Below are 22,163 nucleotides of genomic sequence, written 5' to 3'. Positions count from 1 at the left end.
GTTATTTACCATTCGCCCGCTAATCATTTGCTTCTTCTGACGCGAAACTCCCGCTAAAGTCCCGACATTCCAAGGCTTGCGGAGGGACAAAAATGTCGGAAGCCACAACCAGACCTGCAACATGGCGCGTCGTCGTCGCCTTTATTCTCGATCTGTTTTTCAGTTTCTTAATATTCGGCTTCATCATCGCCACCGTCACCGGCGACACCACCGAAGGCGGGTTCGAACTGAACGGCCTGCCCGCGATCATCCTCTTCGCGCTGGTGATAATCTACATGGTCGGCATGCCGCGCGTCGGCGGCCGGCTCTTCCAGCGGCTTTTCAAAGCGATCTGAGGGGCTTACCCCTCAGACCTCATCCGGGAAATGCTTCATCGTCAGGCGAATAGGGTTCGGCGCGGCCTGCCCCAGGCCACAGATCGACGCATCGCCCATCGCCTGGCAAAGCTCTTCCAGCAGCGGCTGATCCCAGCGGTCCGCCTCCATCAGCTTGACCGCCTTTTCACAGCCCACCCGGCACGGCGTGCACTGGCCACAGCTTTCATCCTCGAAGAACCGCAGCATGTTCAGCGCGGCCTCCTTGGCGCTGTCCTTGTCCGACAGAACCACCACCGCCGCCGAGCCGATGAACGTGCCATGCTCCTGCAGCATGTCGAAATCGAGCGGCACATCCGCCATCGACGCGGGCAACAGCCCCGATGACGGCCCGCCCGGCTGATACGCCTTGAACCTATGCCCGTCGAGCATCCCGCCCGCGGCCTCGATCACGTCCGAAATGGTCGACCCCGCCGGCAGCAGGTGCACGCCCGGCTTCTTCACCCGGCCAGAAACGGAGTAGGAGCGCAGCCCCTTCCGCCCGTTCTTCTCGGTCCCCGCCAGAACATCCTTGCCCTCGCGCAGCACCTTGGTGACCCAGTAAAGCGTCTCGACATTGTTCACCAGGGTCGGCCGGTCGAAGATCCCCACCTGCGCCACGAAGGGCGGGCGATGCCGCGGCAGCCCCCGCTTGCCCTCGATCGATTCGATCATCGCGCTCTCTTCGCCGCAGATATAAGCCCCCGCGCCCCGGCGCAGGTCGATATAGCCCTTCTCCACGATCCCCGCCTCTTCCAGCGCCGCGATCTCGCGCCGCAGGATCTCCAGCACGGCGGGGTATTCGTCGCGCATGTAGATGAAGCAGGTCTCGGCCTCCACGGCCCAGCCGGCAATCAGCATTCCTTCAAGGAAAACATGTGGTTCCCGTTCAAGGTAAAAGCGGTCCTTGAACGTCCCCGGCTCGCCCTCGTCGCCGTTCACGGCCAGGTAGCGCGGCCCCTTCTCGGCCCGCACGAAGCCCCATTTCCGGCCCGACGGGAACCCGGCGCCGCCAAGGCCCCGTATCCCGGAATCAAGCAGCGTCTGCTGGATATCCTCGAATATCCCGCTCTTGCGCACCTCCGCCAGCGTGGCATACCCGCCACCTTCACGATAGGCCGCAAGTGTCTGATATTCCGGCAAATGCGTGTGCGTGTCATCCGCCGCTATCGCCGCTTTCACCTTCTCCGGCGTCGCATGGTCGATATGGTTGTGCCCCAGCTCCAGCACCGGCGCGGTATCGCAGCGCCCCATGCAGGGCGCCCGCAGAACCCGCACCTCCAACGCATCCAGCCCGGCCTCAAGCGCAGCCTTCAGCTCCTGCGCCCCGGCCAGTTCGCAACTCAGCGAATCGCACACCCGGATGGTCAGCGCCGGCGGCGGCGTCTCGCCTTCCTTCACCACGTCGAAATGCGCGTAAAACGTCGCAACTTCATAGACTTCGGCCTGCGCGATCCGCAGCTCCTCGGCCAGCGCCCGAAGGTGCCCCGCCGACAGGTGGCCGAACGCATCCTGGATCAGGTGCAGGTACTCGATCAGCAGATCGGTCCGCCGCGGCCCGTCGCCCAGAAGCGCGCGCACGTCCTCCCACGCCTGGTCCTCGAGCTGACGGCCCTTCGGCGTGCGCCGGCCCTTGCCGCGCCCCGATTTCCAGACACCCTTGCGCTCATCCAGTGCCATCCGACACCTCCTCTGACGTGGTTGCCCGGGTTCTACCGGTGGCTCGACAACAACGCGAGGCCAAAAACGACAAACAAGCGCCCGGAAGCGTTGTGGTTTCCTTTACTGCGGGTGTAGTAGACATCCTCGGTATCTGGTCTTTCGGGGCGAAAGGACGGCTGACGATGCTTCTCTTCGCCGGCGTCACGGTGTCTGCCTGCGTCCTCGCGGGCCTCGCCGCCCTGTTCGGCGGCGCCTGGCCGTGGCTTGCTGCCTTCTACCTCACCGGTTTCGTCTTCCTGATGGACAGGCTCATTCCCCGCGTCATCCGCAACACCGACCCCGAGGCCGAGTTTCCCGCCGCCACGCCCCTCCTTGCCTTGCTGGGCCTCGGCCATTTCGTGCTGCTGGGTCTGGGCACATGGGCCGCCGGCGGCCCCAGCGGGCTCGCCCCGGCCGAACGGGTGCTGACCGCCTTTGCCTGCGGCCTCGTTTTCGGCCAGATCTCCCACCCCGTGGCGCACGAGCTCATCCACAAGCCGAACCGCATGCTCCGCCATCTCGGTCGCTGGATGTACACCACCCTCCTCGTCGGCCACCACGCCAGCGCGCATCTCCTCGTCCACCATGTCCACGTCGCCAGCGCCGCCGACCCCAACAGCGCGCCGCGGGGCGAGAATTTCTACCGCTTCGCCCTCCGCGTCGGCCGGCAATCCTTCCTCGCCGGCCTCCGCGCCGAGAACCGCCGCCGCCGGAACGCCTCGAACCCCGGCCTGCACCCCTATATCACCTACGTGGGCGGCGCCCTCGCCACCATGGCGGCGGCCCTCCTCATCGCCGGGCCCACCGGGCTCGCCGCGCTCCTCGCCATGGCGATTTACGCGCAATTGCAAATCCTTATGTCCGATTACGTCCAGCACTACGGCCTCTGCCGCCGCACGCTCCCCAATGGCAAGCCCGAACCAGTCGGCCCCCGGCACTCCTGGAACGCACCGCATATCTTCTCATCCGCCCTCACCGTCAACGCGCCGCGCCATTCCGACCATCACGTCACCCCCTCGCGCCCCTACCCGGCACTGCAGCTCGACCCTTCGGCCATGCCCTGCCTGCCCCGCTCGCTGCCGGTGATGGCCGCCATCGCCATGGTCCCGCCGCTCTGGTTCCGCATGATGAACCCGCGCTGCGACCGCTGGCAGCCGGTTGACGCCACGTCGCCCGAAACCCGCACCGACGCCGTCGGAATCGTCTAGCGCCCCGCCATCGCATCTGCCAAACTCGCCCCATGCGCAAAATCTTTCTGTCCCTCTGCCTGCTGACCCTGCCCCTGCCCGCCTCGGCGGACGTCATGGATGCCGGAGAGTTCGAAGCCTACACCAAGGGCAAGACCTTCTATTACGGCTCGCGCGGCGAACCCTACGGGGCCGAGGAATACCTCGCCAACCGCCGCGTCCGCTGGACCTTTCTCGACGGCAAGTGCCAGGAAGGCGTCTGGTACGAGGACGACGGGCTGATCTGCTTCGTCTACGACAACCAGCCCGATCCGCAATGCTGGAGCTTCACGCGCCGCTCCGGCGGGCTGATCGCCCAGTTCGAGAACGACCCGGCTCAGACCGAGCTTTACGAAGTGCGCCAGACGGATGAACCGCTCATGTGCATGGGGCCCGACGTCGGCGTCTAGGCTTGTCCTTTCGCGATGCGGATGGGCGAATTGATCGCTGAAATCACCAGGATGATTTCCAATTCCTGACATTTCCGGATCGTGCCGTAAGACTCAAAACAACGACCCCTGGTCCGGCGCATCCGGCTTCGGTTTCGTCCGCTTCAGGGCCCCGCCACCGCCGGAAACCACAGGCAGTCGCCCATCGGCGAACTCGATCTCCAGCGTCCCGACCCGCTCCGCCGCCGCCTTGGTCGTCACCACGCCGCCATCGCCCCGCACCACGGCATAGCCGCGCCTGAGCGTCGCCTCGTAGCCCACCGTCTCGCGCAGCCGCTCCAGCCCGTCGATCCGCTCGCGCCAGCGCTGCACCTGGCGCGTTCCGGCATCCGACAGCCGCCGCGACAGCGCCGTCAGATCCCGCGATTTTCGTTCGATATCCCGCTCGATCGCCCCCGTGCTCAGCCGGCCCACCGCCGTCTCCAGCCGCCGCCGGTCACTCTCCCACGCCCGCCGCAGCAGGCCGGGCCGCAACGCGCCGGAGCACTCGAAAAGCTGCACCCGCCTGAGCTGCACCGACCGGGTCAGCGCATTCGGCAACCGCTCGGCCCAGCCATCCAGCCTCTGCCGGGGCCCATCCAGCAACGTCTCGACCCGCGGCAACGCCCGTGCCAGGTCGCGCAACCGCTGCCCCCTGTCGCTGATCCCCTTGGTCAGCGCATGGGTCAGCCGCGCCTCCTGGTTGTCGAACCACGCCAGCAGATCCAGCCGCACCGGCACCGCCAGCTCCGCCGCCGCCGACGGCGTCGGCGCCCGCACGTCCGACGCGAAATCGATCAGCGTCGTATCCGTCTCATGCCCCACGGCGGAAATCAGCGGGATCTGGGACGCCGCCGCCGCCCGCACCACGATCTCCTCGTTGAAGCCCCACAGATCCTCGACCGAGCCACCGCCCCGTGCCACGATCAGCAGATCGGGCCGCGGCAACGCGCCCCCGGGCGTCAGCCGGTTGAACCCCTCGATGGCCCTCGCCACCTCCGGCGCACAGCGCTCACCCTGAACCGCCACCGGCCAGATCAGCACCTTGCGCGGAAACCGATCGCGCAGACGATGCAGGATATCGCGGATCACCGCCCCAGAGGGCGACGTAACAACCCCAATGATTTCAGGAAGATACGGCCGCCTCTTCTTGCGGGCCTCGTCGAACAGCCCCTCCGCCGCCAGCGCCTTCTTGCGCTTCTCCAAAAGCGCCATCAGCGCGCCCACCCCGGCGGGCTTCACGTCGTCGATGACGATCTGGTAACGCGACTGCCCCGGAAACGTGGTCAGTCGCCCGGTGGCGACAACCTCCATCCCCTCCTCCGGCTGCACCGCCAGACGCTGGGACACTCCTTTCCAGATCACCCCGGCCAGAACGGCCCGGTCGTCCTTCAGGTCAAGGTAGATATGCCCCGACCGTGGCCGCGATACGCGGCCCACCTCGCCCCTGACACGGACGAATCCGAACTCCCCCTCCACCACGCGCTTGACCGCGCCGGACAGCTCGGAGACGGAAAATTCGGGGGCATTCTCACCCGGGGCCGGGTCATCGATCAGATCGGACATGACCCATTCATGCCCGATCTGATCCGCGATGGAAAGCGCCCGCGCTTACGCGGCGCGCTTGTCGTGGCGGCCCTCGGCGATCTCTTCGATCATCTTGGCGCTGAAGGCCGGCAGGTCGTCGGGGTTGCGACTGGTGACAAGGCCGTTCTCGCAGACGCATTCGCTGTCTTCCCAATCGCCGCCGGCGTTGATCACGTCGGTCTTGATCGAGTGGTACGAGGTCACCTTGTTGCCTTTCAGCACACCCGCTTCGACCAGCAGCCAGGGCCCGTGACAGATCGCGCCGATGGGCTTGCCGGCGGCCCAGAACGCCTTGACGAACTCGACAGCGGTCGGGTTCGCGCGCAAGAGGTCCGGGTTGATCTGCCCGCCCGGCAGCACCAGCCCGTCATAGTGATCGGGCTGCGCATCGTCGAGCAGCTCGTCGACCTTGACGGGCGTGCCCCAGTCGCTGCCTTTCCAGCCTTTGATCTCGCCGCTCTCGGGCGAGATCACGTGCACCTCGGCCCCGGCTTCGCGCAGGGCGTTCAGCGGGTGTTCCAGTTCCGATTGTTCAAAGCCATGCGTGGCCAGGATGGCGACTTTCTTGTTGTCGAGACGTGCCATGTTGCGTGTCCTTTGGTTGGAGTGGATTTCTTGTGATCCCAACGTGCCCGAACGCCTCCCTGTTCCCGGTCGTTTCCACCGCTTGCCACCTTCCGCCGCTGCCGCTATCGAGAGGCCGGAACCGGGCAAGGAGGCGTGCGCCATGAACATTCTCATCCTCGGCGGCGGCGGGCGCGAACACGCGCTGGCCTGGGCGGTCATGCAGAACCCGAAATGCGACAAGCTGATCGTCGCACCGGGCAATGCCGGCATCGCCGAGATCGCCGAATGCGCCACGCTCGACATCGAGGACGGCGCCGCGGTGGTGAATTTCTGCGACGGCAACGCCATCGAATTCGTCATCATCGGCCCCGAGGCACCGCTCGCCGCGGGCGTCGGCGACCGCCTGCGCGACGCGGGCCTGCTGGTCTTCGGCCCGTCCGAGGCCGCGGCCCGGCTCGAGGCCTCGAAGAGCTTCACCAAGGAAATCTGCGACGCCGCACAGGCCCCCACGGCCGCCTATGGCCATTTCACCGACGCCGCCGCCGCCAAGGACTACGTGACAGCCCAGGGCGCTCCAATCGTGGTCAAGGCCGACGGGCTGGCCGCCGGCAAAGGCGTGATCGTCGCTGAAACCGTCGAGGAGGCCCACGCCGCCATCGACGACATGTTCGGCGGCGCCTTCGGCGGGGCCGGCGCCGAGGTGGTGATCGAGGAGTTCATGGAGGGCGAAGAGGCCTCGTTCTTCATCCTCTGCGACGGGGAAGAGGCGCTGCCCATCGGCACCGCGCAGGACCACAAGCGCATCGGCGAAGGCGACACCGGCCCCAACACCGGCGGCATGGGCGCCTACTCCCCGGCGCCGGTCCTGACATCAGCTATCGCTGACAAGGCCTTGAACGAGATCATAAAACCCACCCTGCGCGAGATGGCCAAACGCGGCACGCCCTACCAGGGCGTCCTCTATGCCGGGCTGATGATCAAGAACGGCGAGCCGCGCCTCGTCGAATACAATGTCCGCTTCGGCGACCCGGAATGCCAGGTCCTGATGATGCGCCTCGGCGCACAGGTGCTCGACCTGCTCCACGCCGCCGCCGAAAACCGCCTCGTCGAGGCCCGCGTCAACTGGGCCGAGGATCACGCCATGACCGTGGTCATGGCCGCCGACGGCTACCCGGGCGCCTACGAAAAAGGCAGCGTCATCAAGGGGCTGGAGGACGTTCCTGAAGACAGCTTCCACATGGTCTTTCACGCCGGAACGGGGCGGAAGGACGGCCAGGTCATCGCCACCGGCGGCCGGGTGCTGAACGTCACGGCGCGGGGAGCCACCCTGCGCGAGGCGGCCGACCGTGCTTACGGGATGATCGAGAAGATCGACTGGCCCGAAGGCGTGTTCCGGCGCGATATCGGGTGGCGGGCTTTGTAAACTTCTTTGATCGGATGGCTTGCGCCATCCGACCGGAGCGAGGGGCCAGCCCGTCGCACCGCAGGTGCGCTTCATCAAACCGGCGCTCCCCGGGATATTTTCGGCCAGAAGAAGATCAGGGGCAGTTTGTTGCCGCGTCGAGGCTTTTTGGGCCGCTGTAGGGGCCTAGGTCGCGGCGGGCGATCCGGCCTGATGTGAGCCGGGCCGCCACGTTGCGGGTCCAGTCGGAGTTGGCAGTGATGATCTCCGTAGTGCCCCCACACCGGCGCACCCCGCCGGCAATGAAATCCCAGCCGATCCGGTGATTGGTGAACCCCTCGCCATCCGCCACGTGCTCGAGCTTACCACCGCGAAACCGCCACACCCGCAGCCGCTTGGCCAGGTGCGGCCGGTCCACATAGGCCAGCTCCACATGCCCGTCCCCGTCAAGATCGGCCACCGCCACAGGGGCCAGCCAACGATGCCGCTGCCCGATATTCGGCGTCGCCGCCACCAGCCGTGCGCGCCGGTCATAGACCGCCAGCCGCGCCCCTTTCCGCGCGTTCGACTGCACCACGACGATCTCGGGCAGCCCGTCACCGTCGAGATCCGCCAGCCGCGGCGCGATATCCTCGAACACCTCGCCCTGTGGAAGAATCACCTCCGCCGGGCAAGTGATGCGGCTATCGCCGAGTATCCGCAGGTGAATGGTCAGTGCCTTGGCATCGCGCAGGTCGCCCAGCACGCCATGTCCGTATTCGTCCGTTTCCTGCAAAAACCCCGCATGCATCACCAGCCGGGCGCCTCTCGGCAGCCAGCCCTCATGCACACCGCCACCGGGTTTCGTATTGACCACTTCTGCCTCGGCAACCCGCCCCGGCAGGCCATGTCCCCCGGTCCGCGCCTCGCAGGCCCAGCCGACGGCCGGCAGCAGAAGCCCGAGGGCAACCGCCGCCAGCGCGCGCATCAGATCTGCTTCTCGGGCATCTGCACCACCAGCCCGTCCAGCGCATCCGTCACCTTGAGCTGGCAGGTCAGGCGCGAGCGCGCCGGGTCGGGCTCGAACGCGAAATCGAGCATGTCCTCTTCCATGTCGTCCTTCTCGGGCAGCTTCTCGACCCAGGCCGGGTCGACATAGACGTGGCAGGTCGAGCACGCGCAGGCCCCGCCGCAATCCGCCTCGATGCCGGGGATGTTGTTGTCGCGCGCGCCTTCCATCACGGTCAGCCCGTTGGCCACCTCGACCACATGTTCCGTGCCGTTGTGCTCGATATAGGTGATTTTCGCCATGACTGCGGTCTCCCTCGCCTCGGATTTCAATGGTTCCTAGCCAAGCCATGTAGGAGAGGCCAGCCCCATTTGCGACAGGACGCGCCGGGAGTTGCGACAAATCCCGGATGTTCTATATTCGTTCTCATGAAAGTCATGTCCCCCCTGCCCGCCTTTTACGCAGACTGGCCGCGCCCGCCCGCGGCCCTCGTCGCCGACCGGCTCGACGAGCCGCCGGGCGGCGCCCGCGTCACCGTGGCGGGGCTGGTCATCCTGCGCCAGCGCCCCGGCACCGCCAAGGGCGTGATCTTCCTCACGCTCGAGGACGAGACCGGCGTGGTCAACATCGTCGTCTGGCGCAACATGTACGAACGCTTCCGCCGGGCGGTGATCTCGGGGCGGCTGCTGCGGGTCACCGGCCGGGTTCAGCGCGAGGCCGGCGTCGTTCATGTGGTCGCCGAGGAGATCGAGGATGTGTCCCCGCTGCTAGACCGGCTGCTCGATCCCGATTGCCCGCTTCCCCGCGAGGGCGAAACCGGCTAGACTGCGCCCCAAGAAGACCGCCCGCAAGAGGCATCGAGCATGAAAATCAACCTGTTACCAGCCGTTGTTGCGGCCACATCCCTGCTTGGCGCCTGCCAGGCGGGCCTGCCCGAGATGGCCGAACCCGCCGAAGTGGTCGCCCGCGACGCGCCCCCCGGCGCCCAGCCCGGCACCTGCTGGGCGCAGGACGAAACCCCCGCCGTCATCGAAACGGTGACCGAACAGGTCGTCGTCCAGCCTGCCGGGCTCGCGACCGACGGCACCGCCGGCACGCCCGCCGTCTACAAGACGGAAACCCAGCAGAAGATCGTCAAGCCGCGCAAGGCCACCTGGTTCGAAACCCCCTGCGAGTACCAGCTCACGCCGGAATTCAACACCTCCCTGCAACGGGCGCTCAAGGCGCGCGGCCATTACCGCGGACCGATCAACGGCGAGATGGACGGCGGCACCAGGGCCGCCATCCGCGCCTACCAGAAACCGCAGGGGCTCGATTCGGCCAAGATCTCGCTGGCCGCCGCCCGGCAGATGGGCCTCTCCCCGGTCGAGCTTCCCGGAGAAAAGGAAAAGCGGCTCGAGGCCGCCGAGAAGGCCGAAAAGATCCTCAAGGCCGAGGAAGCGCGGATCGCCGCAGAGCAGGCCGCGCTCCGCAAGGAGGCCGAGAAGATCGCCCGTCTCGAGGCCGAGAAGGATGAGGAGGCCCGGAAGGAGGCCGACCGCCAGGCCAAGGCCGTGGCCGAGGCCGAAGCCGCCGCCAAGCGCGAGGAAGAGCGCCTTGCCGCCCTCGAGGCCGAGAAAACCGCGCAGGCCAAACGCGAGGCCGAGGCGAAGGCCCGCGCCGAGGCCGAACAGGCCGAGAAGGCCAGGCGCGCGGCCGAGCTGAAAGCCGCCCTCGAGGACGAGAAGAAGCGAAACAACGGCAACCTCACGCCGCTGCCGATCTCCACGGAAAGCAACTAAGGCGTTTCGCGAAAAACCTGACTCCAGAGCCTCGCGAAACGCAGTGCACCGTTCGACCGTGGCGCGCGGTTCACGCGCCTCTCACGCACCCCGCCGCGTCCGGACATAGATCAGCGGGTAGAAGACAAGGCCCAGCCCTGCCCCGACCAGGATCACCATTCGCGTCAGATCGGCCGCGCCCTCGCCGTCAACCCGTTGATAAATCATCCAGAACGCCAGCCCGAACAAGTTCGGCAACACCAGCACCGCCACCACGTAGAGCCCCGCGAACCGCACCCGCCCGTCCGCCTGCGCCGCGAAATACGCACAGACCCAGACGCCCATGTAAATGCAGATGACCGCGATCAGCATGCCCCTGACCTAGCGCGATCCGGGCCGCCGAACAGCGGGTCAGGCCATCCCGCCCTGTACCAGCCGGTCGGCCAGCTTTGCATAGGCCTGCGCCATCGGGCCGTCGCCCAGCGCGATGGGCTTGCCCTCGTCACCGGCCAGCCTTGTATCAAGGTCGATGGGCAGGGCGCCGAGGAACGGTATCCCCAGCTTCTCCGCCTCCTTCGACACGCCGCCATGGCCGAAGATATGCGCCTCGTAGCCGCATTCAGGGCAGTGAAACACCGACATGTTCTCGATCAGGCCAAGGATCGGCGTCTTCAGCGTGTTGAACATGTCCATCGCCTTGCGCGCGTCCAGAAGCGCCACGTCCTGCGGTGTCGACACGATCAGCGCGCCCGTGGGCTGCGCCCGCTGGCTCAGCGTCAGCTGCACGTCGCCCGTCCCCGGTGGCAGATCGACGATCAGCACGTCCAGCTCGCCCCAGTTCACCTGGCTCAGCATCTGCTGCAACGCCCCCATCAGCATCGGCCCCCGCCACACGACCGCCTTGTCTGGGTCGAGCATCAGGCCGATCGACATGAAGGTCACGCCATGCGCTTTCAGCGGTTCGATGATCTTGCCGTCGGGGCTGGCCGGGCGCTTGCTCTCGCCCATCATGCGCGGCTGGCTGGGGCCGTAGATATCGGCATCCAGCAGCCCCACCTTGCGGCCCTGTTTCGCCAGCGCCACGGCAAGGTTCGACGACACGGTCGACTTGCCCACGCCCCCCTTGCCCGAGCCTACGGCGATCAGCGAGCGCACCGAGGCCGGCCGGATCGAGGCCTGCCCGCCCTTCGGATGCCCGCCCAGTTTCAGCGAGGGCGCGCCCTCGTCCGACCCGCCGGCGGGTTTCGGCGGCGCCTTGGCGCTCTGCTCATGCGCCGTCAGCGCGACCGAGGCACGCTCGACCCCCTCCACCGAGGCGGCCGCACGCTCCGCCGCGGCGCGCAGCGGCTCCATCTTTTTCGCGATTTCGGGACTCGGAGCCTCAATGACGAATCGTGCGACTCCCCCCTCGACAGATAACGCCCGCACCATGTCGCGCGAGATCAGGTTGCCGCCGTCGGGGAGCTCGAGCCGCTTCAGCTCGGCTTCGATCGCAGCGCGGATATCGGTCATGCCCATTCTCCCGTCAGTTCTGCTGCAATAGGTGGCAGATTTTTCTGCACCTGCAAGGGGTAGATATTTCCAGCTTAAAAAACAGTCTTCTTGCCTTATTTTAGGTCAGCTTTGCTTATGCATTTTCTGCATAGCAGCAATGCTTTTCTAGGTATTGTGCAGCTGCAGCATTTGCGTAAATTAGTACTCAACAAGACGACATAAAAAGACGACGCCCTCGGGCACCAGGAAAGAAGACGGAGCCGGAGATGGCATACACAAGCGGGAAAGGTGCCGTAGGAACGGGCCTCGCGATCGAAATTAGCGCTGCAGCGCATCACCTGATGCAAGCGGCATACGACTACCTCGCCTATCGCGCAACCGTGCGCGAACTGTCCGAGCTGGACGCGGCCACCCTGGCCGACCTCGGTATCCACCGGTCCGGCATCCGCGCCAAGGCGCGGGAGGCAATCTACGGCGAATAACAAGGTTCGGGTGTCCCTCTCCTCCTCCCTGGGACATCCGGAAATGGCGGCGGCACCTCTCCTCCTCCCTGGTGTCGTCGCCCAAAACAACGGACCTTCTGGTCCAAACAGCTGCGTAAGGCCCTACTCCTCCTCCCAGGGCCGAACGTAATGGAACGGCGGCGCCACTCCTCCTCCCAGGCGCCGCCGTTTTCATTTTCCGAGCCCCCTTTTCTACATCCACCTTGACGGCTCGCCGCCCTGCTGCTCCCCTTCCCGGGATCACAGAAGGAGCCGTCATGTCCGCCATCCCCGAAAAAACCACCCAGGCCATTCTCGACGCGGTCGAGTCGGGTTTCGACGACCAGGTCGCCTTTCTTGCCGACCTCACGCGCATTCCCAGTCGCCGGGGCGAGGAAGGCGCGGCGCTCGATTTCATGGCCGACGCGCTCGCCACCCGCGGATGGGAGGTCGATGACTGGACCGTGCCGATGAGCGAGCTGGCAAGCGAGCCGGGCTTTTGCGATTCCGCCGGCGACATCACCGAGATTCGCGCGGTAAATGGCACGCTCGAAGGCGCAGGATCGGGCGGAAAATCCCTGATTCTCCAGGGCCATCTAGACGTCGTGCCCGAAGGCCCAGCCGAGATGTGGGCCACCCCGCCCTATGACCCCGTGATAAAAGACGGCTGGATGTACGGCCGCGGCGCCGGCGACATGAAGGCGGGCGATACCGCCGCCCTCTTCGCCGTAGAGGCCATCCGCCGCGCCGGGTTCGCCCCCGAGGGCCGGCTCCACTACCAATCCGTGATCGAGGAGGAAAGCACCGGCATGGGGGCGCTCGCCACCCTCGCCCGCGGCTACCGCGCCGATTGCGTCTTCATTCCCGAACCCACGCACCACACCCTCGTCCGCGCACAGGTCGGCGTTGTCTGGTTCAAGTTGCTCGTTCAGGGCAAGCCCGCCCACGTGGCCTATGCCGGCACCGGCGCCAACGCCATCATGGGCACGTTCCAGGTACTCACCGCGCTGGAAGAGCTCTGCGAAGATTACAACGCCCGCGCCGCCGAACACCCCGCCTTCAAGGGCGCCGAGCACCCGGTCAACTTCAACGCGGGCAAGATCAAGGGCGGCGACTGGGCCTCCTCCGTGCCCTCCTGGTGCGAGGTCGACTGCCGCATGGGCCTCCTGCCCGGCTGGTCGGTCGAAGACGTGAAGGCCGAGATCGCCGAAACCGTTGCCAAGGCCGCGCAGGCCCACCCGTTCCTGCGCTCCAACCCGCCCGAGATCGTCTGGAACGGCTTCCAGGCCGACGGATTCGTGCTGGAGAACGCCGATGCCCCCGAAACCGCGCTGGCGGCGGCACACAAATCCGTCTTCGGCACCGACGGACCCGAGGACCGCCAGTTCACGGCGCTCACGGACACCCGGTTCTACGGGCTCTACCACGGCATCCCCAGCCTCTGTTACGGGCCCATAGCCGAAAGCATCCACGGCTTCGACGAGCGGGTCGACCTTGCCTCCGTCAAGCAATCCACCGGAGTCATCGCCCTCTTCATCGCCGAATGGTGCGGCCTGACGGACGCCTGAACCGGATCTACCCGGCGCGCTCCCGCGCCGGGTTGCCGAACACCATCGTGTCCGGCGCCACGTCCCGCGTCACCACGCTGCCCGCGCCGACGATCGCGCCGTCCCCCACCGTCACGCCGGGTAACAGAATCGCACCGCCCGCGATCCACACCTCGCGCCCGATCGTCACCGGCCTCGCCCGTTCCAGCCCGGCCACCCGCTTGGCCCGGTCCTTGTGATGCGTCGGGCAATAGATCTGCACCCCCGGCCCCAGCATCGTATCGTCGCCGATCCGCACCTCGGCGGTATCGAGAATCGTACAGCCGGCGTTCATGTAGACCCGTGCGCCCAGATGGATGTTCACCCCGTAGGCGCAATGAAACGGCGCCTCGATCATGCAGCCCTCGCCCATCGCGGCGAACAACGCCGCCAACCCGGTGCCGACCGGCCCCCGCTCCGCCGGCACGCCGGTGTTATGCGCATGGCACGCCGCCCTCGCCGCATCCTGCATCGCGAACAGCTCCGGGTCATGGCACGTATACCATTCCCCGGCCTGCATCTTCTCTTTCTCGCTGGTCATGCCGAACCCTAGCCGGGCGCACGCGTTCAGTGAAGCGCCCGCCGCCGTCCCCGGCGCGCACCGCCCATCATCGGCTGCGTCGCCTGCCGCAGGAACACCACGAAGGCACAGGCCGCATCGCTCTCCGGCCCCTGCGCCTCGGCGCTGTCCAGCGCCGCCTTCGCCTTGGCCGGCGTCACCTCGCCCTCCAACCCAAAGGCCCATTCCAGGAACCCCATGCGCGCCACGTTGTCGGCCTCCGCACCCGTGGCCTCGCTGCGTTCCAATCCATCCAGTATCCGCGCTGCGGTCATCTCATCTTCCTCCACCGGCCACACCCCGGGCCGAACTGGGGCGAAGGACATGGAAGGCGATGGCCGAAACCCATCCGCCCGCACCGCCCCCCGCGGCTTGACGTTGCTCCAAGGCTGGTTTCCGGGCTCGCGGGTCAGGACAGGGGCACCTTCCCGGACAAATCGTCCAGTGGCATCTCGCCCCTGCCCCCCATGCTTACCGTTGCGGGGGCAGCGCCGGCCTCTCACCGGCTTCCCAATTCTCCGTTGCCCTCCGACAAGAGCAACGGCACCTCGGACATTCACTCTCGCACCACTCCGGACGCGGCACAAGCAAAGATCGCGGACGTGCCGGCGATCGCCCTGCGGCCATCCTCGCCATTTTGCGTTTGATCTGGCCGGCCACCCGTGCCCCTATACCGTCAAATCCCCAGCGACGGCGAGCAAGACGCGAACATGACCCTGCAAGACACCCGGGCCGGTGCAAGGCCCCACCGCATCGACTGCCTGCAATACGCCAACTGGTCCGAGAAGATCTTCCGCCAGATGCGCGAGGGCGGCGTCGACGCGGTTCATGTCACCATCGCCTACCACGAGAATTTCCACGAAACCGTCCTGAACATCGAGGCGTGGAACCGCCGCTTCGAACAGCACCCCGACCTCATCTTCCACGGGCTGACCGGCGACGACGTGCGCCTTGCCCGCGAATCCGGCCGCACGGCCATCTTCTTCGGCTTCCAGAACCCCTCGCCCATCGAAGACGATATCGGCCTCGTCGAGATCAACCACACCCTCGGCGCCCGCTTCATGCAGCTCACCTACAACAACCAGTCCCTCCTCGCCACGGGCTGCTACGAGGCCGAAGACCCCGGCATCACCCGCATGGGGCGCCAGGTCATCAAGGAAATGAACCGAGTGGGCCTCGTCATCGACATGAGCCATTCCGCCGACCGCTCCACCATCGAGGCCGCCGACCTCTCCGAACGCCCCATCGCCATCACCCACGCCAATCCCCACCGCTGGCAGCCTGCGCTGCGCAACAAGCGCGACGACGTGATCCGCGCGGTCACGGAAAACGGCGGCATGATGGGCTTCTCCCTCTATCCCCATCACCTCAAGGACAAGTCCGACTGCACGCTCGACAGCTTCTGCGGCATGGTCGCCGACGCCGCCGACCGCTTCGGGGTCGAGCATTTCGGCATCGGCTCCGACCTCTGCCAGGACCAGCCGGACAGCATTGTCGAGTGGATGCGCACCGGCCGCTGGACCAAGGAAACCGACTACGGCGAGGGCTCCGCCACGGCCCCCGGCTTCCCGCCGCAACCCCCGTGGTTCCGTGACAACCGCGATTTCGCTAGTATCGAGCAAGGATTGCGCGAAAAAGGCTTTGACGACGGGGAAACAGCCGCTCTCATGGGGGAGAACTGGCTGCGATTTTTCGATCAGAACTTCGGGCCCGGCGCCAAGTGAAAGACGGAATGATGGCCGAGGCCGAGACGCCCACCATTGCCCTGCGCGCGCCCGACACGGTCATGAAACTGGCCCGGCTCGGCGCGTTCCACCAGACGCGCCTGTCTTTCATGCGCCAGCTCCTGCGCCGCATGAAGGCCGAGCAATGGCGCTTCGAGGAACGAGTTTTCGACATAGATACCAACGGCGTAGGCCACGCTGTTTACGTGGCCCATACGCCCCGCCACAGCTATTCCCTCGTCGCCTTCTCCCACGACCTGCCCGCCGACCAGCGCTCTGACCGGGTGATCGCCACCGCGTGGGATGCCACCTTCACCCTCTTCGATGGCATCCCCGACGAGGCCGACATCGCCCGCCTCGCTAAGAACGTCCCCCGCCAGGAGGGCGGCCGCGTCTCCGAGCGCGAACTTTCGCTCTCCCGCGCCAACCGCTCGGTCCGGCTCTGGGACTACGTGGTCGACCGCCTCGCCGCCGGAAAACAGCCCGATGCGCGGAAAATCGCCGAGGTTGGCTACCTCATGCGCACCACCGCCGTCTACGGCTCCGGCAAGTTCGGCGCCGCAGACCGCGACGCCCTCGCCGACCGCCCCGAGTTCCGGGCTCCCTTCCAGGTCGAAATGCTCTCGGTCTACCTCACCCGCGCCTTCGTCATGGACCTTGTCGAGCACATGGCCCGCGTCCGCGCCCCCGGTCAGGCCCTCGCCCTCGACCCGGTGCTGCGCCGCCGCTTCGGGATCGGAAATTCCACCGGGCTCGGCATGGCGCCCTTCCTGATCACCCACCCCGCGCTCCTCAACAACTGGGTCGCCTCCCGGGAAGAGGCGCTCCGCCGCGTCCGCGCCCTCCCCGAGGCACCGCGTGCCACTGTCTCGGCTTTCCGCCAAACCGCCGCCCGCGCCCGCATCCACGCCCATGGCTGGCGCTCAGAGCACCCCGGCCAGCAGGCCAAGCTGGAAGACCTCCGCGCCGACATGCTGGCGCTGACGGAACATCTCGACACCGCCGACATGACCGCCCCCTACCCGTGGGACCGCCTCTGGCGCTGGGGCGAGGCCACGCTCTCCCTCGAAGGGCAGGAACAGCTCGTCTCGCTCCTGCTCGAACCCCATGGCGATCTGGTCGACGACCTTTGCGAGACCATGAGCGCCGACGAGGAGGATAACTGGCGCATCGACGGCGCCATGCCCCTCGCCGACCTCCGCGTCATCATCGAGGATGTCTACGGCTGGGCCCTCGCCATCGACTGGAGCGCGAAGCCCGCACAGGCCCGCATCTGGTACACCTCCGAGGAAAAGCTCGAGCCCCGCATGGGCGAACGGTTCGAGGAACCCCTCGCCCCCTACGAACAGCCCCTCTGCCCCGGGCGCGACGCCGCCCTGATGCACGCCGCCCTCGCCGCCTCCGACGCGCCCACCGTGGCCGAGTTCCTGCTCAAGCACCCGGAACACCGCCACATCGCCCGCCGCGCCCAGATCGCCGCACAGCTCCCCTATGCCGAGATCCGCGACAACACGATCGACGCCTCGATGATGCCCATCGACATGCTCCGGATGAAGCTCAGCTTCTTCGGCGCCTGCCATTTCGACCCGCGCTCCGACCGCTGGGTGCGCATCAACATGTACCAGAACGCCCCCTTCCCCGAGGACCTCGCGCGCAACGCCGCCGATGACTGGACCCTGCCGCGCCTGCCCGAGGTCGGCGAATGAGCTGGTCGCTGAACGAGATCGAGGCGCTCGCCCGCAAGGCCGCCCGCGGCGGCGGGATGAATTGGGGGCTGGCCGAGGAAACCGGCAAGGCCACCCGCTGGCTCTGCGCCGCCGGCTGGCCGGGGGCGGAAACGCTGGCCGCGCTGCTCCTCGCGCAGGACAGCGTCACGTGGGATGCCGTCCGCCCCCGCACCGATGCCGACCCGTGGGCCGCCCGCGACGGCCTGCTCTGCCCCTCCGCCGCCGGCGCGGCGCTCACCGACCGCGCCCGTGACCTCGCAGACGGCCGCACCATCATCATGGCCGCCACCGCCCGCCCGCTCCTTCTCGTCCCCTACACCGCGTGGGCCGCCGACCTGGCCGGCCGCCCGCTCTCGATCCGCTGGCCCGGCGTCACCGTCACCTGCGGCGGCGACGGCGTCTTCGCCGACATCGCCGACCCGGCCGCGCTCACCGCCACACGCACCGAGACGCTCGAAATCGGCCCCGCCGAACACGCGACTGGCCAGCCCCTCCCCCGCGCCCATCGCGGCGACCTCCCCGCGGGCGCGGTGGAAACCCTCACCGCCTTCGCCCACCGCACCTACGCGCCGGGCACCCCCGAAAGCCGCGCCTCCGGCGCCGGCGCAGGCCTCACCGACAACGACTGAGCCCGCTTCACGCCTTGGTGATCCCCCTCGCGCGAATCGGCAAAACATGCGACAATTCCCCACTAACTCCTTGGAATGGCGGGCCGAAAGCCGGCGCCGCCGGCACCCGTCCGGGACGGGTCTGACCGTTCCGGCACCCGATCGGGAGGTCGATCATGGTCAAGACAATCGGAAACCCCCTCACATGGCTCGCCCAGGGCGCCTCCGGCACCGGCCGCGCCATGGGCAGCGCCGCCGACGCCCTCGGCAGCGAACTCACCGAACCGCCGGAAACCAACATCCTCACCACCGCCGACATCCGCGCGGCCCTTTCCGCCGGTTTCGCCGATTTCTCGCGCTACCGCACCGACGTGATGTTCATCGTGCTGATCTACCCCGTCATCGGCCTCGCCCTCTCGGTCATGGCCTTCAACGAGGCGCTCCTGCCGATGATCTTCCCCCTCGCGGCGGGCTTCCTGCTGCTGGGGCCGGTGGCCGCCATCGGCCTCTACCAGATGAGCCGCAAGGCCGAGACGCAGGCCAACGTCAACTGGAGCACCGCGCTCACCGTCCTGCAGGCCCGCAATATCGGCCCGGTGCTGGCCATGGCTTTCTACCTGCTGGCGATCTTCGTGGCCTGGATGTTCACCGCGCTACAGATTTACGGCTGGACACTCGGCCCCGAACCGCCCGCCTCCGCCAGCGCCTTCCTGACCGACGTGTTCACCACCTCTGCAGGCTGGACGATGATCGTCACCGGCATGGCCGTGGGCTTCGTCTTCGCGGCGGTCGTGCTGGTCATCAGCCTGATATCGCTGCCCATGCTGATCGACCGGCATGTGGGCGTGCCCATCGCGGTGGCCACCTCGCTTCAGGTCGCCCGGGAAAACCCCGTCACCGTCGCGCTCTGGGGCGCCGTGGTCGCGGTCCTGATGCTGCTGGGCACGCTGCCGCTCTTCCTCGGGCTGATCGTCGTCCTGCCGGTGCTGGGCCACGCCACCTGGCACCTCTACCGCGCCGCCGTCCCGCAGGACAGCTAAGAGGCATATAAGGGGCCCTTCCCCTTTTCACCCTGACCCAATAGCCTCCCCCAAAACCGGGGGAGGCACCGATGCGCGCCACGAGAATGATCACCGCCGTCGAGGCCCATGCCGAGGGCGAGCCCGGCCGCGTCATCACCTCCGGCGCCCCGCCCCTGCCCGGCGCCACCGTCTTCGAGCAGATGCAGCACCTCCGCACCCACGCCGACGACCTGCGCCTCCTGATGCTCCGCGAACCCCGCGGCCAGCCCGCGCTCTGCTGCAACCTCCTCGTGCCGCCCTGCCACCCGGACGCCGACGCCGGCTTCATCATCATGGAGCAGACGGAATACCCGCCCATGTCCGGCTCCAACACCATCTGCGTGACGACCGTCCTGCTGGAAACCGGCATCCTGCCGATGACCGAACCGGTCACAGACCTCACCCTCGAGGCCCCCGCCGGCCTGGTCCGCGTCCGCGCCGACTGCCATGACGGCAAGGTCACCCGCGTCACCTTCCGCAACGTCCCCGCCTTCGCGCTCCACCTCGACGCCCCGCTCGACGTGCCCGACCTCGGGCCGATCACCGTCGACATCGCGTGGGGCGGCATGTTCTACGTGCTGGCCGATGCCGACACGCTCGGCATCTCCCTAGACGCATCAAACGGCGCCGAGATCGTCCGCACCTCCGAACGCATCCTCGCCGCCGCCCGCGCCCAGCTCCCCGTCACCCACCCGGACAACCCCGCCATCACCGGGCCCACCATCACCAACCTCACCGGCGCGCCCACCACGCCGGGCACCCATGCCCGGCAGGCCGTCACCGTCTCCTCCGGCGGCTACGACCCGGCCCGCCCCCACGCGCTGCCGGGCGTGCTTGACCGCTCCCCCTGCGGCACCGGCCTCTGCGCCCGCATGGCGGTCGCCCACGCCAAGGGTCAGCTCTCTCCGCAAGAGGATTTCATCACCGAAGGCCCGCTCGGTACCACCTTCACCGGCCGCATTGAGGAGACCACCACCGTCGCCGGTCACCCCGCCATCCTCCCCTCCATCTCGGGACAGGGCTGGATCACCGGCACCACCCAACACCTCCTCGACCCCACGGACCCGTTCCCGCGGGGCTACACGATCGGCGACATCTGGGCCTGAGCCGCGTCCCGCCCCGGCAAAAAGCGGGCGGATCCCCTGCGCTTCGCGGTCTGCCGGGCTGTTCCGAAACGGCCGACGCCGCTACTCGCCCGTCCCCTTGCCCTGTTCCCTCGCGCTCGGATGCTCCGACGCGACGAACGGAACTTCCGAAACCACGGCGCGCACCGGCACGCCGGATTGCTCGGCATAGGTCTCGGGCAGTTCCACGTTCAGCTCCGTGCCGACCTTTGACAGCGCCCAGGGCACGTAGCCCAGCGCGATGTTCGTCTCCAGCTCCGGCGACCACCAGGGCGAGGTGACATAGCCACAGCGCGTGCCCTCACTGTTCTGGATCAGCCAGAAATCCGGCGCGTAATCGGTGATCGGCCGGCCGCCCATCTTCATGCCGACAAGCTTGAGGCTGAACGGATAACTGCCCGCCTCGATCTGCTCGCGTTGCTTTTCAAGCGCGGCCTTGCCGATGTAATCGGCCTTTTTCTTCTTCGGCACCTGGAACGCCAGGTTCACCTGGAAGGGCGAGGTCTCGTGATCCATGTCCTGCCCCCAGCTCAGGATGCCGGCGGCGATGCGGCGGTGGTGGCCCGGGGCGATCACCCGCAGGCCATAGCGCGCACCCACGCCGCGCAGGGCATACCAAACCTGCTCGGCGGTCTCGTGGGCGTTGTAGACATAGACCTCGTAACCCTTTTCGCCGGAAAACCCGGTCTGGCTGATCAGCACCGGCGCCCCGCCGATCTCGGCCTCCATCAATCCGTAATACGGAATCTTCCGCAGGTCCTCGCCGATCAGCTCGGCCATCATGTCCTCGGACAGCGGCCCCTGGATCTGAAGGGGGGCCACGTCGATCTCGTCGATCTCGACATCCCAGCGTTTCGGCGTGTTCACCCCCTGAAGCCACAGCATCAGGTCGCTGTCGGACAGCGAGAACCAGAACTCGTCGCGCGCGGGCCGCAGCACGACCGGGTCGTTCAGGATGCCGCCTTTCTCGTTGCACAGGATGCAATACTTGCCCCGCATCACCTTGATGCGGCTGGCATCGCGGGTGATGACGTAGTTGACGAAATCCTCGGCCTGCTTGCCCTTCACCCGGATCTGCCGCTCGACCGCGACGTTCCACAGGGTCACGCCATGCACCAGGGCCCGGTATTCGGCCATCGCGCCGCCATCCTCGGGGCGGACATAGCCGCGCGGGTGGTACATGCGGTTGTAGACCGACGCCCGCCACGCGCCCGCCTCGATCGACAGGTGCCAGAAAGGCGATTTCCGCACGCGGGTCGAGATCAGCAATTGCACCGGGGTCTGCCCGCTCTGGCGCAGGTTGACCGGAACGAGCCTGTCGCTCTGGTCAATGCCCGGCACGTTCGGATGGGAGCGTTCTTGCGTCGGCATAGCCCACATCACGTGGGGTCGTGTGCCGATGGCGTCAAGCCCGGCGCGGCGCGGATGTCAGGCGCCGCTGCTCAGCTCGTCCATTTCAGCAGCCAGCGGGTAATCGGGTCGAACTCCTGCTGGACGCTCGTGCCCGAAGGGCTGCCGAAAGTCTGCTTCACGAAACCGCGTATATCGTCGGAATTTTCCATGGCATAGGTCACGTGGCTGACCATGCTGCGCATCCCGTCATGCACCGGCGGGGCCAGCGCCCGCTCCTGCCAGATCCCGTAAAGCGAGGTGAAGATCAGAAGTCCCAAGACCGTGCGCGCCCAGCGCCGCGCCCGTGTCGAGCGCCCCACATGGGGTTTCTCGGTATACCGTTCCTGGGCTTTCTGAATGTAATCCATAACCGTCGCCTAACAGGCCCGTTTGG

Annotated in this window: 24 protein-coding genes and 1 riboswitch; of the genes, 13 read left to right on the top strand and 11 right to left on the bottom strand. The window is 67.1% G+C overall.

Going from position 1 to position 22,163, the window contains the following annotated elements:
- Nucleotides 1–92 precede the first annotated feature (92 nt).
- Nucleotides 93–335 carry a hypothetical protein gene (locus tag QUV18_RS10490; protein ID WP_300893861.1) on the top strand — a complete coding sequence of 81 codons (243 nt, stop codon included), beginning with the start codon at nt 93–95 and terminating at the stop codon, nt 333–335.
- 12 nt (nt 336–347) lie between these two features.
- Here QUV18_RS10490 and QUV18_RS10485 read toward each other — a convergent pair whose 3' ends face one another.
- The gene (locus QUV18_RS10485) at nt 348–2,033 is read right to left on the bottom strand and encodes an NAD(P)H-dependent oxidoreductase subunit E (RefSeq protein WP_300893860.1); all 1,686 of its coding nucleotides are present in this window, start codon (nt 2,031–2,033) and stop codon (nt 348–350) included.
- A gap of 164 nt (nt 2,034–2,197) precedes the next feature.
- Between QUV18_RS10485 and QUV18_RS10480 the strand changes: the two genes are divergently transcribed.
- A complete protein-coding gene (locus QUV18_RS10480) occupies nt 2,198–3,262 on the top strand; it encodes an alkane 1-monooxygenase (RefSeq protein WP_300893859.1) in 1,065 nt (354 codons plus the stop codon).
- A gap of 32 nt (nt 3,263–3,294) precedes the next feature.
- Nucleotides 3,295–3,690, top strand: a complete 396-nt coding sequence (locus QUV18_RS10475; protein WP_300893858.1) for a hypothetical protein — start codon at nt 3,295–3,297, stop codon at nt 3,688–3,690.
- A 93-nt stretch (nt 3,691–3,783) separates the two neighbouring features.
- Here the strand turns inward: QUV18_RS10475 and xseA are convergent, their stop codons facing one another.
- Complete coding sequence (gene xseA / locus QUV18_RS10470) at nt 3,784–5,274, bottom strand: exodeoxyribonuclease VII large subunit (RefSeq protein WP_300893857.1); 1,491 nt, start codon at nt 5,272–5,274, stop codon at nt 3,784–3,786.
- A gap of 45 nt (nt 5,275–5,319) precedes the next feature.
- Nucleotides 5,320–5,880 carry a type 1 glutamine amidotransferase domain-containing protein gene (locus tag QUV18_RS10465; RefSeq protein ID WP_300893856.1) on the bottom strand — a complete coding sequence of 187 codons (561 nt, stop codon included), beginning with the start codon at nt 5,878–5,880 and terminating at the stop codon, nt 5,320–5,322.
- Nucleotides 5,881–6,022: 142 nt separating this feature from the next.
- Between QUV18_RS10465 and purD the strand changes: the two genes are divergently transcribed.
- Nucleotides 6,023–7,285 (top strand): phosphoribosylamine--glycine ligase, encoded by a 1,263-nt coding sequence (gene purD / locus QUV18_RS10460; protein WP_300893855.1) that lies wholly within the window; start codon nt 6,023–6,025, stop codon nt 7,283–7,285.
- A 115-nt stretch (nt 7,286–7,400) separates the two neighbouring features.
- On the opposite strand, the gene QUV18_RS10455 is transcribed toward purD, so the two are convergent.
- Nucleotides 7,401–8,231 carry an FG-GAP-like repeat-containing protein gene (locus tag QUV18_RS10455; RefSeq protein ID WP_300893854.1) on the bottom strand — a complete coding sequence of 277 codons (831 nt, stop codon included), beginning with the start codon at nt 8,229–8,231 and terminating at the stop codon, nt 7,401–7,403.
- Nucleotides 8,231–8,554: a 2Fe-2S iron-sulfur cluster-binding protein gene (locus tag QUV18_RS10450; protein ID WP_300893853.1), complete on the bottom strand. Its 324-nt coding sequence runs from the start codon at nt 8,552–8,554 to the stop codon at nt 8,231–8,233. The genes QUV18_RS10455 and QUV18_RS10450 overlap by 1 nt, the downstream gene beginning before the upstream one ends.
- Before the next feature lie 126 nt (nt 8,555–8,680).
- Here QUV18_RS10450 and QUV18_RS10445 point away from each other — a divergent pair, with 126 nt between their 5' ends.
- Nucleotides 8,681–9,076, top strand: coding sequence for an OB-fold nucleic acid binding domain-containing protein (locus QUV18_RS10445; protein WP_300893852.1), 396 nt, complete (start codon nt 8,681–8,683; stop codon nt 9,074–9,076).
- Between the two features lie 39 nt (nt 9,077–9,115).
- Complete coding sequence (locus tag QUV18_RS23565) at nt 9,116–10,033, top strand: peptidoglycan-binding protein (RefSeq protein WP_366914635.1); 918 nt, start codon at nt 9,116–9,118, stop codon at nt 10,031–10,033.
- Between the two features lie 81 nt (nt 10,034–10,114).
- Here QUV18_RS23565 and QUV18_RS10435 read toward each other — a convergent pair whose 3' ends face one another.
- Nucleotides 10,115–10,384: a hypothetical protein gene (locus tag QUV18_RS10435; protein WP_300893851.1), complete on the bottom strand. Its 270-nt coding sequence runs from the start codon at nt 10,382–10,384 to the stop codon at nt 10,115–10,117.
- Between the two features lie 39 nt (nt 10,385–10,423).
- Nucleotides 10,424–11,524 (bottom strand): Mrp/NBP35 family ATP-binding protein, encoded by a 1,101-nt coding sequence (locus tag QUV18_RS10430; protein WP_300893850.1) that lies wholly within the window; start codon nt 11,522–11,524, stop codon nt 10,424–10,426.
- 323 nt (nt 11,525–11,847) lie between these two features.
- On the opposite strand from QUV18_RS10430, the gene QUV18_RS10425 reads away from it, so the two are divergent.
- On the top strand, nt 11,848–11,988 hold the full coding sequence (locus tag QUV18_RS10425; RefSeq protein WP_300893849.1) for a DUF1127 domain-containing protein: 141 nt from the start codon (nt 11,848–11,850) through the stop codon (nt 11,986–11,988).
- A gap of 278 nt (nt 11,989–12,266) precedes the next feature.
- Nucleotides 12,267–13,556 carry an ArgE/DapE family deacylase gene (locus QUV18_RS10420; protein ID WP_300893848.1) on the top strand — a complete coding sequence of 430 codons (1,290 nt, stop codon included), beginning with the start codon at nt 12,267–12,269 and terminating at the stop codon, nt 13,554–13,556.
- A gap of 7 nt (nt 13,557–13,563) precedes the next feature.
- On the opposite strand, the gene QUV18_RS10415 is transcribed toward QUV18_RS10420, so the two are convergent.
- On the bottom strand, nt 13,564–14,115 hold the full coding sequence (locus QUV18_RS10415; RefSeq protein WP_300893847.1) for a sugar O-acetyltransferase: 552 nt from the start codon (nt 14,113–14,115) through the stop codon (nt 13,564–13,566).
- A 26-nt stretch (nt 14,116–14,141) separates the two neighbouring features.
- Nucleotides 14,142–14,408, bottom strand: coding sequence for a hypothetical protein (locus tag QUV18_RS10410; protein ID WP_300893846.1), 267 nt, complete (start codon nt 14,406–14,408; stop codon nt 14,142–14,144).
- A gap of 94 nt (nt 14,409–14,502) precedes the next feature.
- Nucleotides 14,503–14,699: riboswitch (cobalamin riboswitch) on the bottom strand.
- A 96-nt stretch (nt 14,700–14,795) separates the two neighbouring features.
- Between QUV18_RS10410 and QUV18_RS10405 the strand changes: the two genes are divergently transcribed.
- The 5 genes from QUV18_RS10405 (at nt 14,796) to QUV18_RS10385 (ending at nt 20,359) form a co-directional block, all read left to right on the top strand.
- Nucleotides 14,796–15,857: a membrane dipeptidase gene (locus QUV18_RS10405; protein ID WP_300893845.1), complete on the top strand. Its 1,062-nt coding sequence runs from the start codon at nt 14,796–14,798 to the stop codon at nt 15,855–15,857.
- An 11-nt stretch (nt 15,858–15,868) separates the two neighbouring features.
- Nucleotides 15,869–17,563, top strand: coding sequence for a hypothetical protein (locus QUV18_RS10400; protein ID WP_300894151.1), 1,695 nt, complete (start codon nt 15,869–15,871; stop codon nt 17,561–17,563).
- A complete protein-coding gene (locus tag QUV18_RS10395) occupies nt 17,560–18,213 on the top strand; it encodes a DUF3726 domain-containing protein (protein ID WP_300893844.1) in 654 nt (217 codons plus the stop codon). Before QUV18_RS10400 ends, QUV18_RS10395 begins: the two co-directional genes overlap by 4 nt.
- Nucleotides 18,214–18,368: 155 nt before the next feature.
- Nucleotides 18,369–19,232, top strand: coding sequence for a DUF2189 domain-containing protein (locus QUV18_RS10390; RefSeq protein WP_300893843.1), 864 nt, complete (start codon nt 18,369–18,371; stop codon nt 19,230–19,232).
- A gap of 71 nt (nt 19,233–19,303) precedes the next feature.
- The gene (locus QUV18_RS10385) at nt 19,304–20,359 is read left to right on the top strand and encodes a proline racemase family protein (protein WP_300893842.1); all 1,056 of its coding nucleotides are present in this window, start codon (nt 19,304–19,306) and stop codon (nt 20,357–20,359) included.
- An 81-nt stretch (nt 20,360–20,440) separates the two neighbouring features.
- On the opposite strand, the gene QUV18_RS10380 is transcribed toward QUV18_RS10385, so the two are convergent.
- Both QUV18_RS10380 and QUV18_RS10375 read right to left on the bottom strand, forming a co-directional pair.
- A complete protein-coding gene (locus QUV18_RS10380) occupies nt 20,441–21,748 on the bottom strand; it encodes an aminomethyltransferase family protein (protein ID WP_300893841.1) in 1,308 nt (435 codons plus the stop codon).
- Between the two features lie 71 nt (nt 21,749–21,819).
- A complete protein-coding gene (locus tag QUV18_RS10375) occupies nt 21,820–22,137 on the bottom strand; it encodes a hypothetical protein (RefSeq protein WP_300893840.1) in 318 nt (105 codons plus the stop codon).
- Between the last annotated feature and the right edge of the window lie 26 nt (nt 22,138–22,163).

The sequence above is a fragment of the Roseovarius sp. genome (assembly GCF_030373445.1).
Taxonomy (GTDB): Bacteria; Pseudomonadota; Alphaproteobacteria; order Rhodobacterales; family Rhodobacteraceae; genus Roseovarius.
This window is presented reverse-complemented; position numbering and strand designations above follow the sequence as displayed.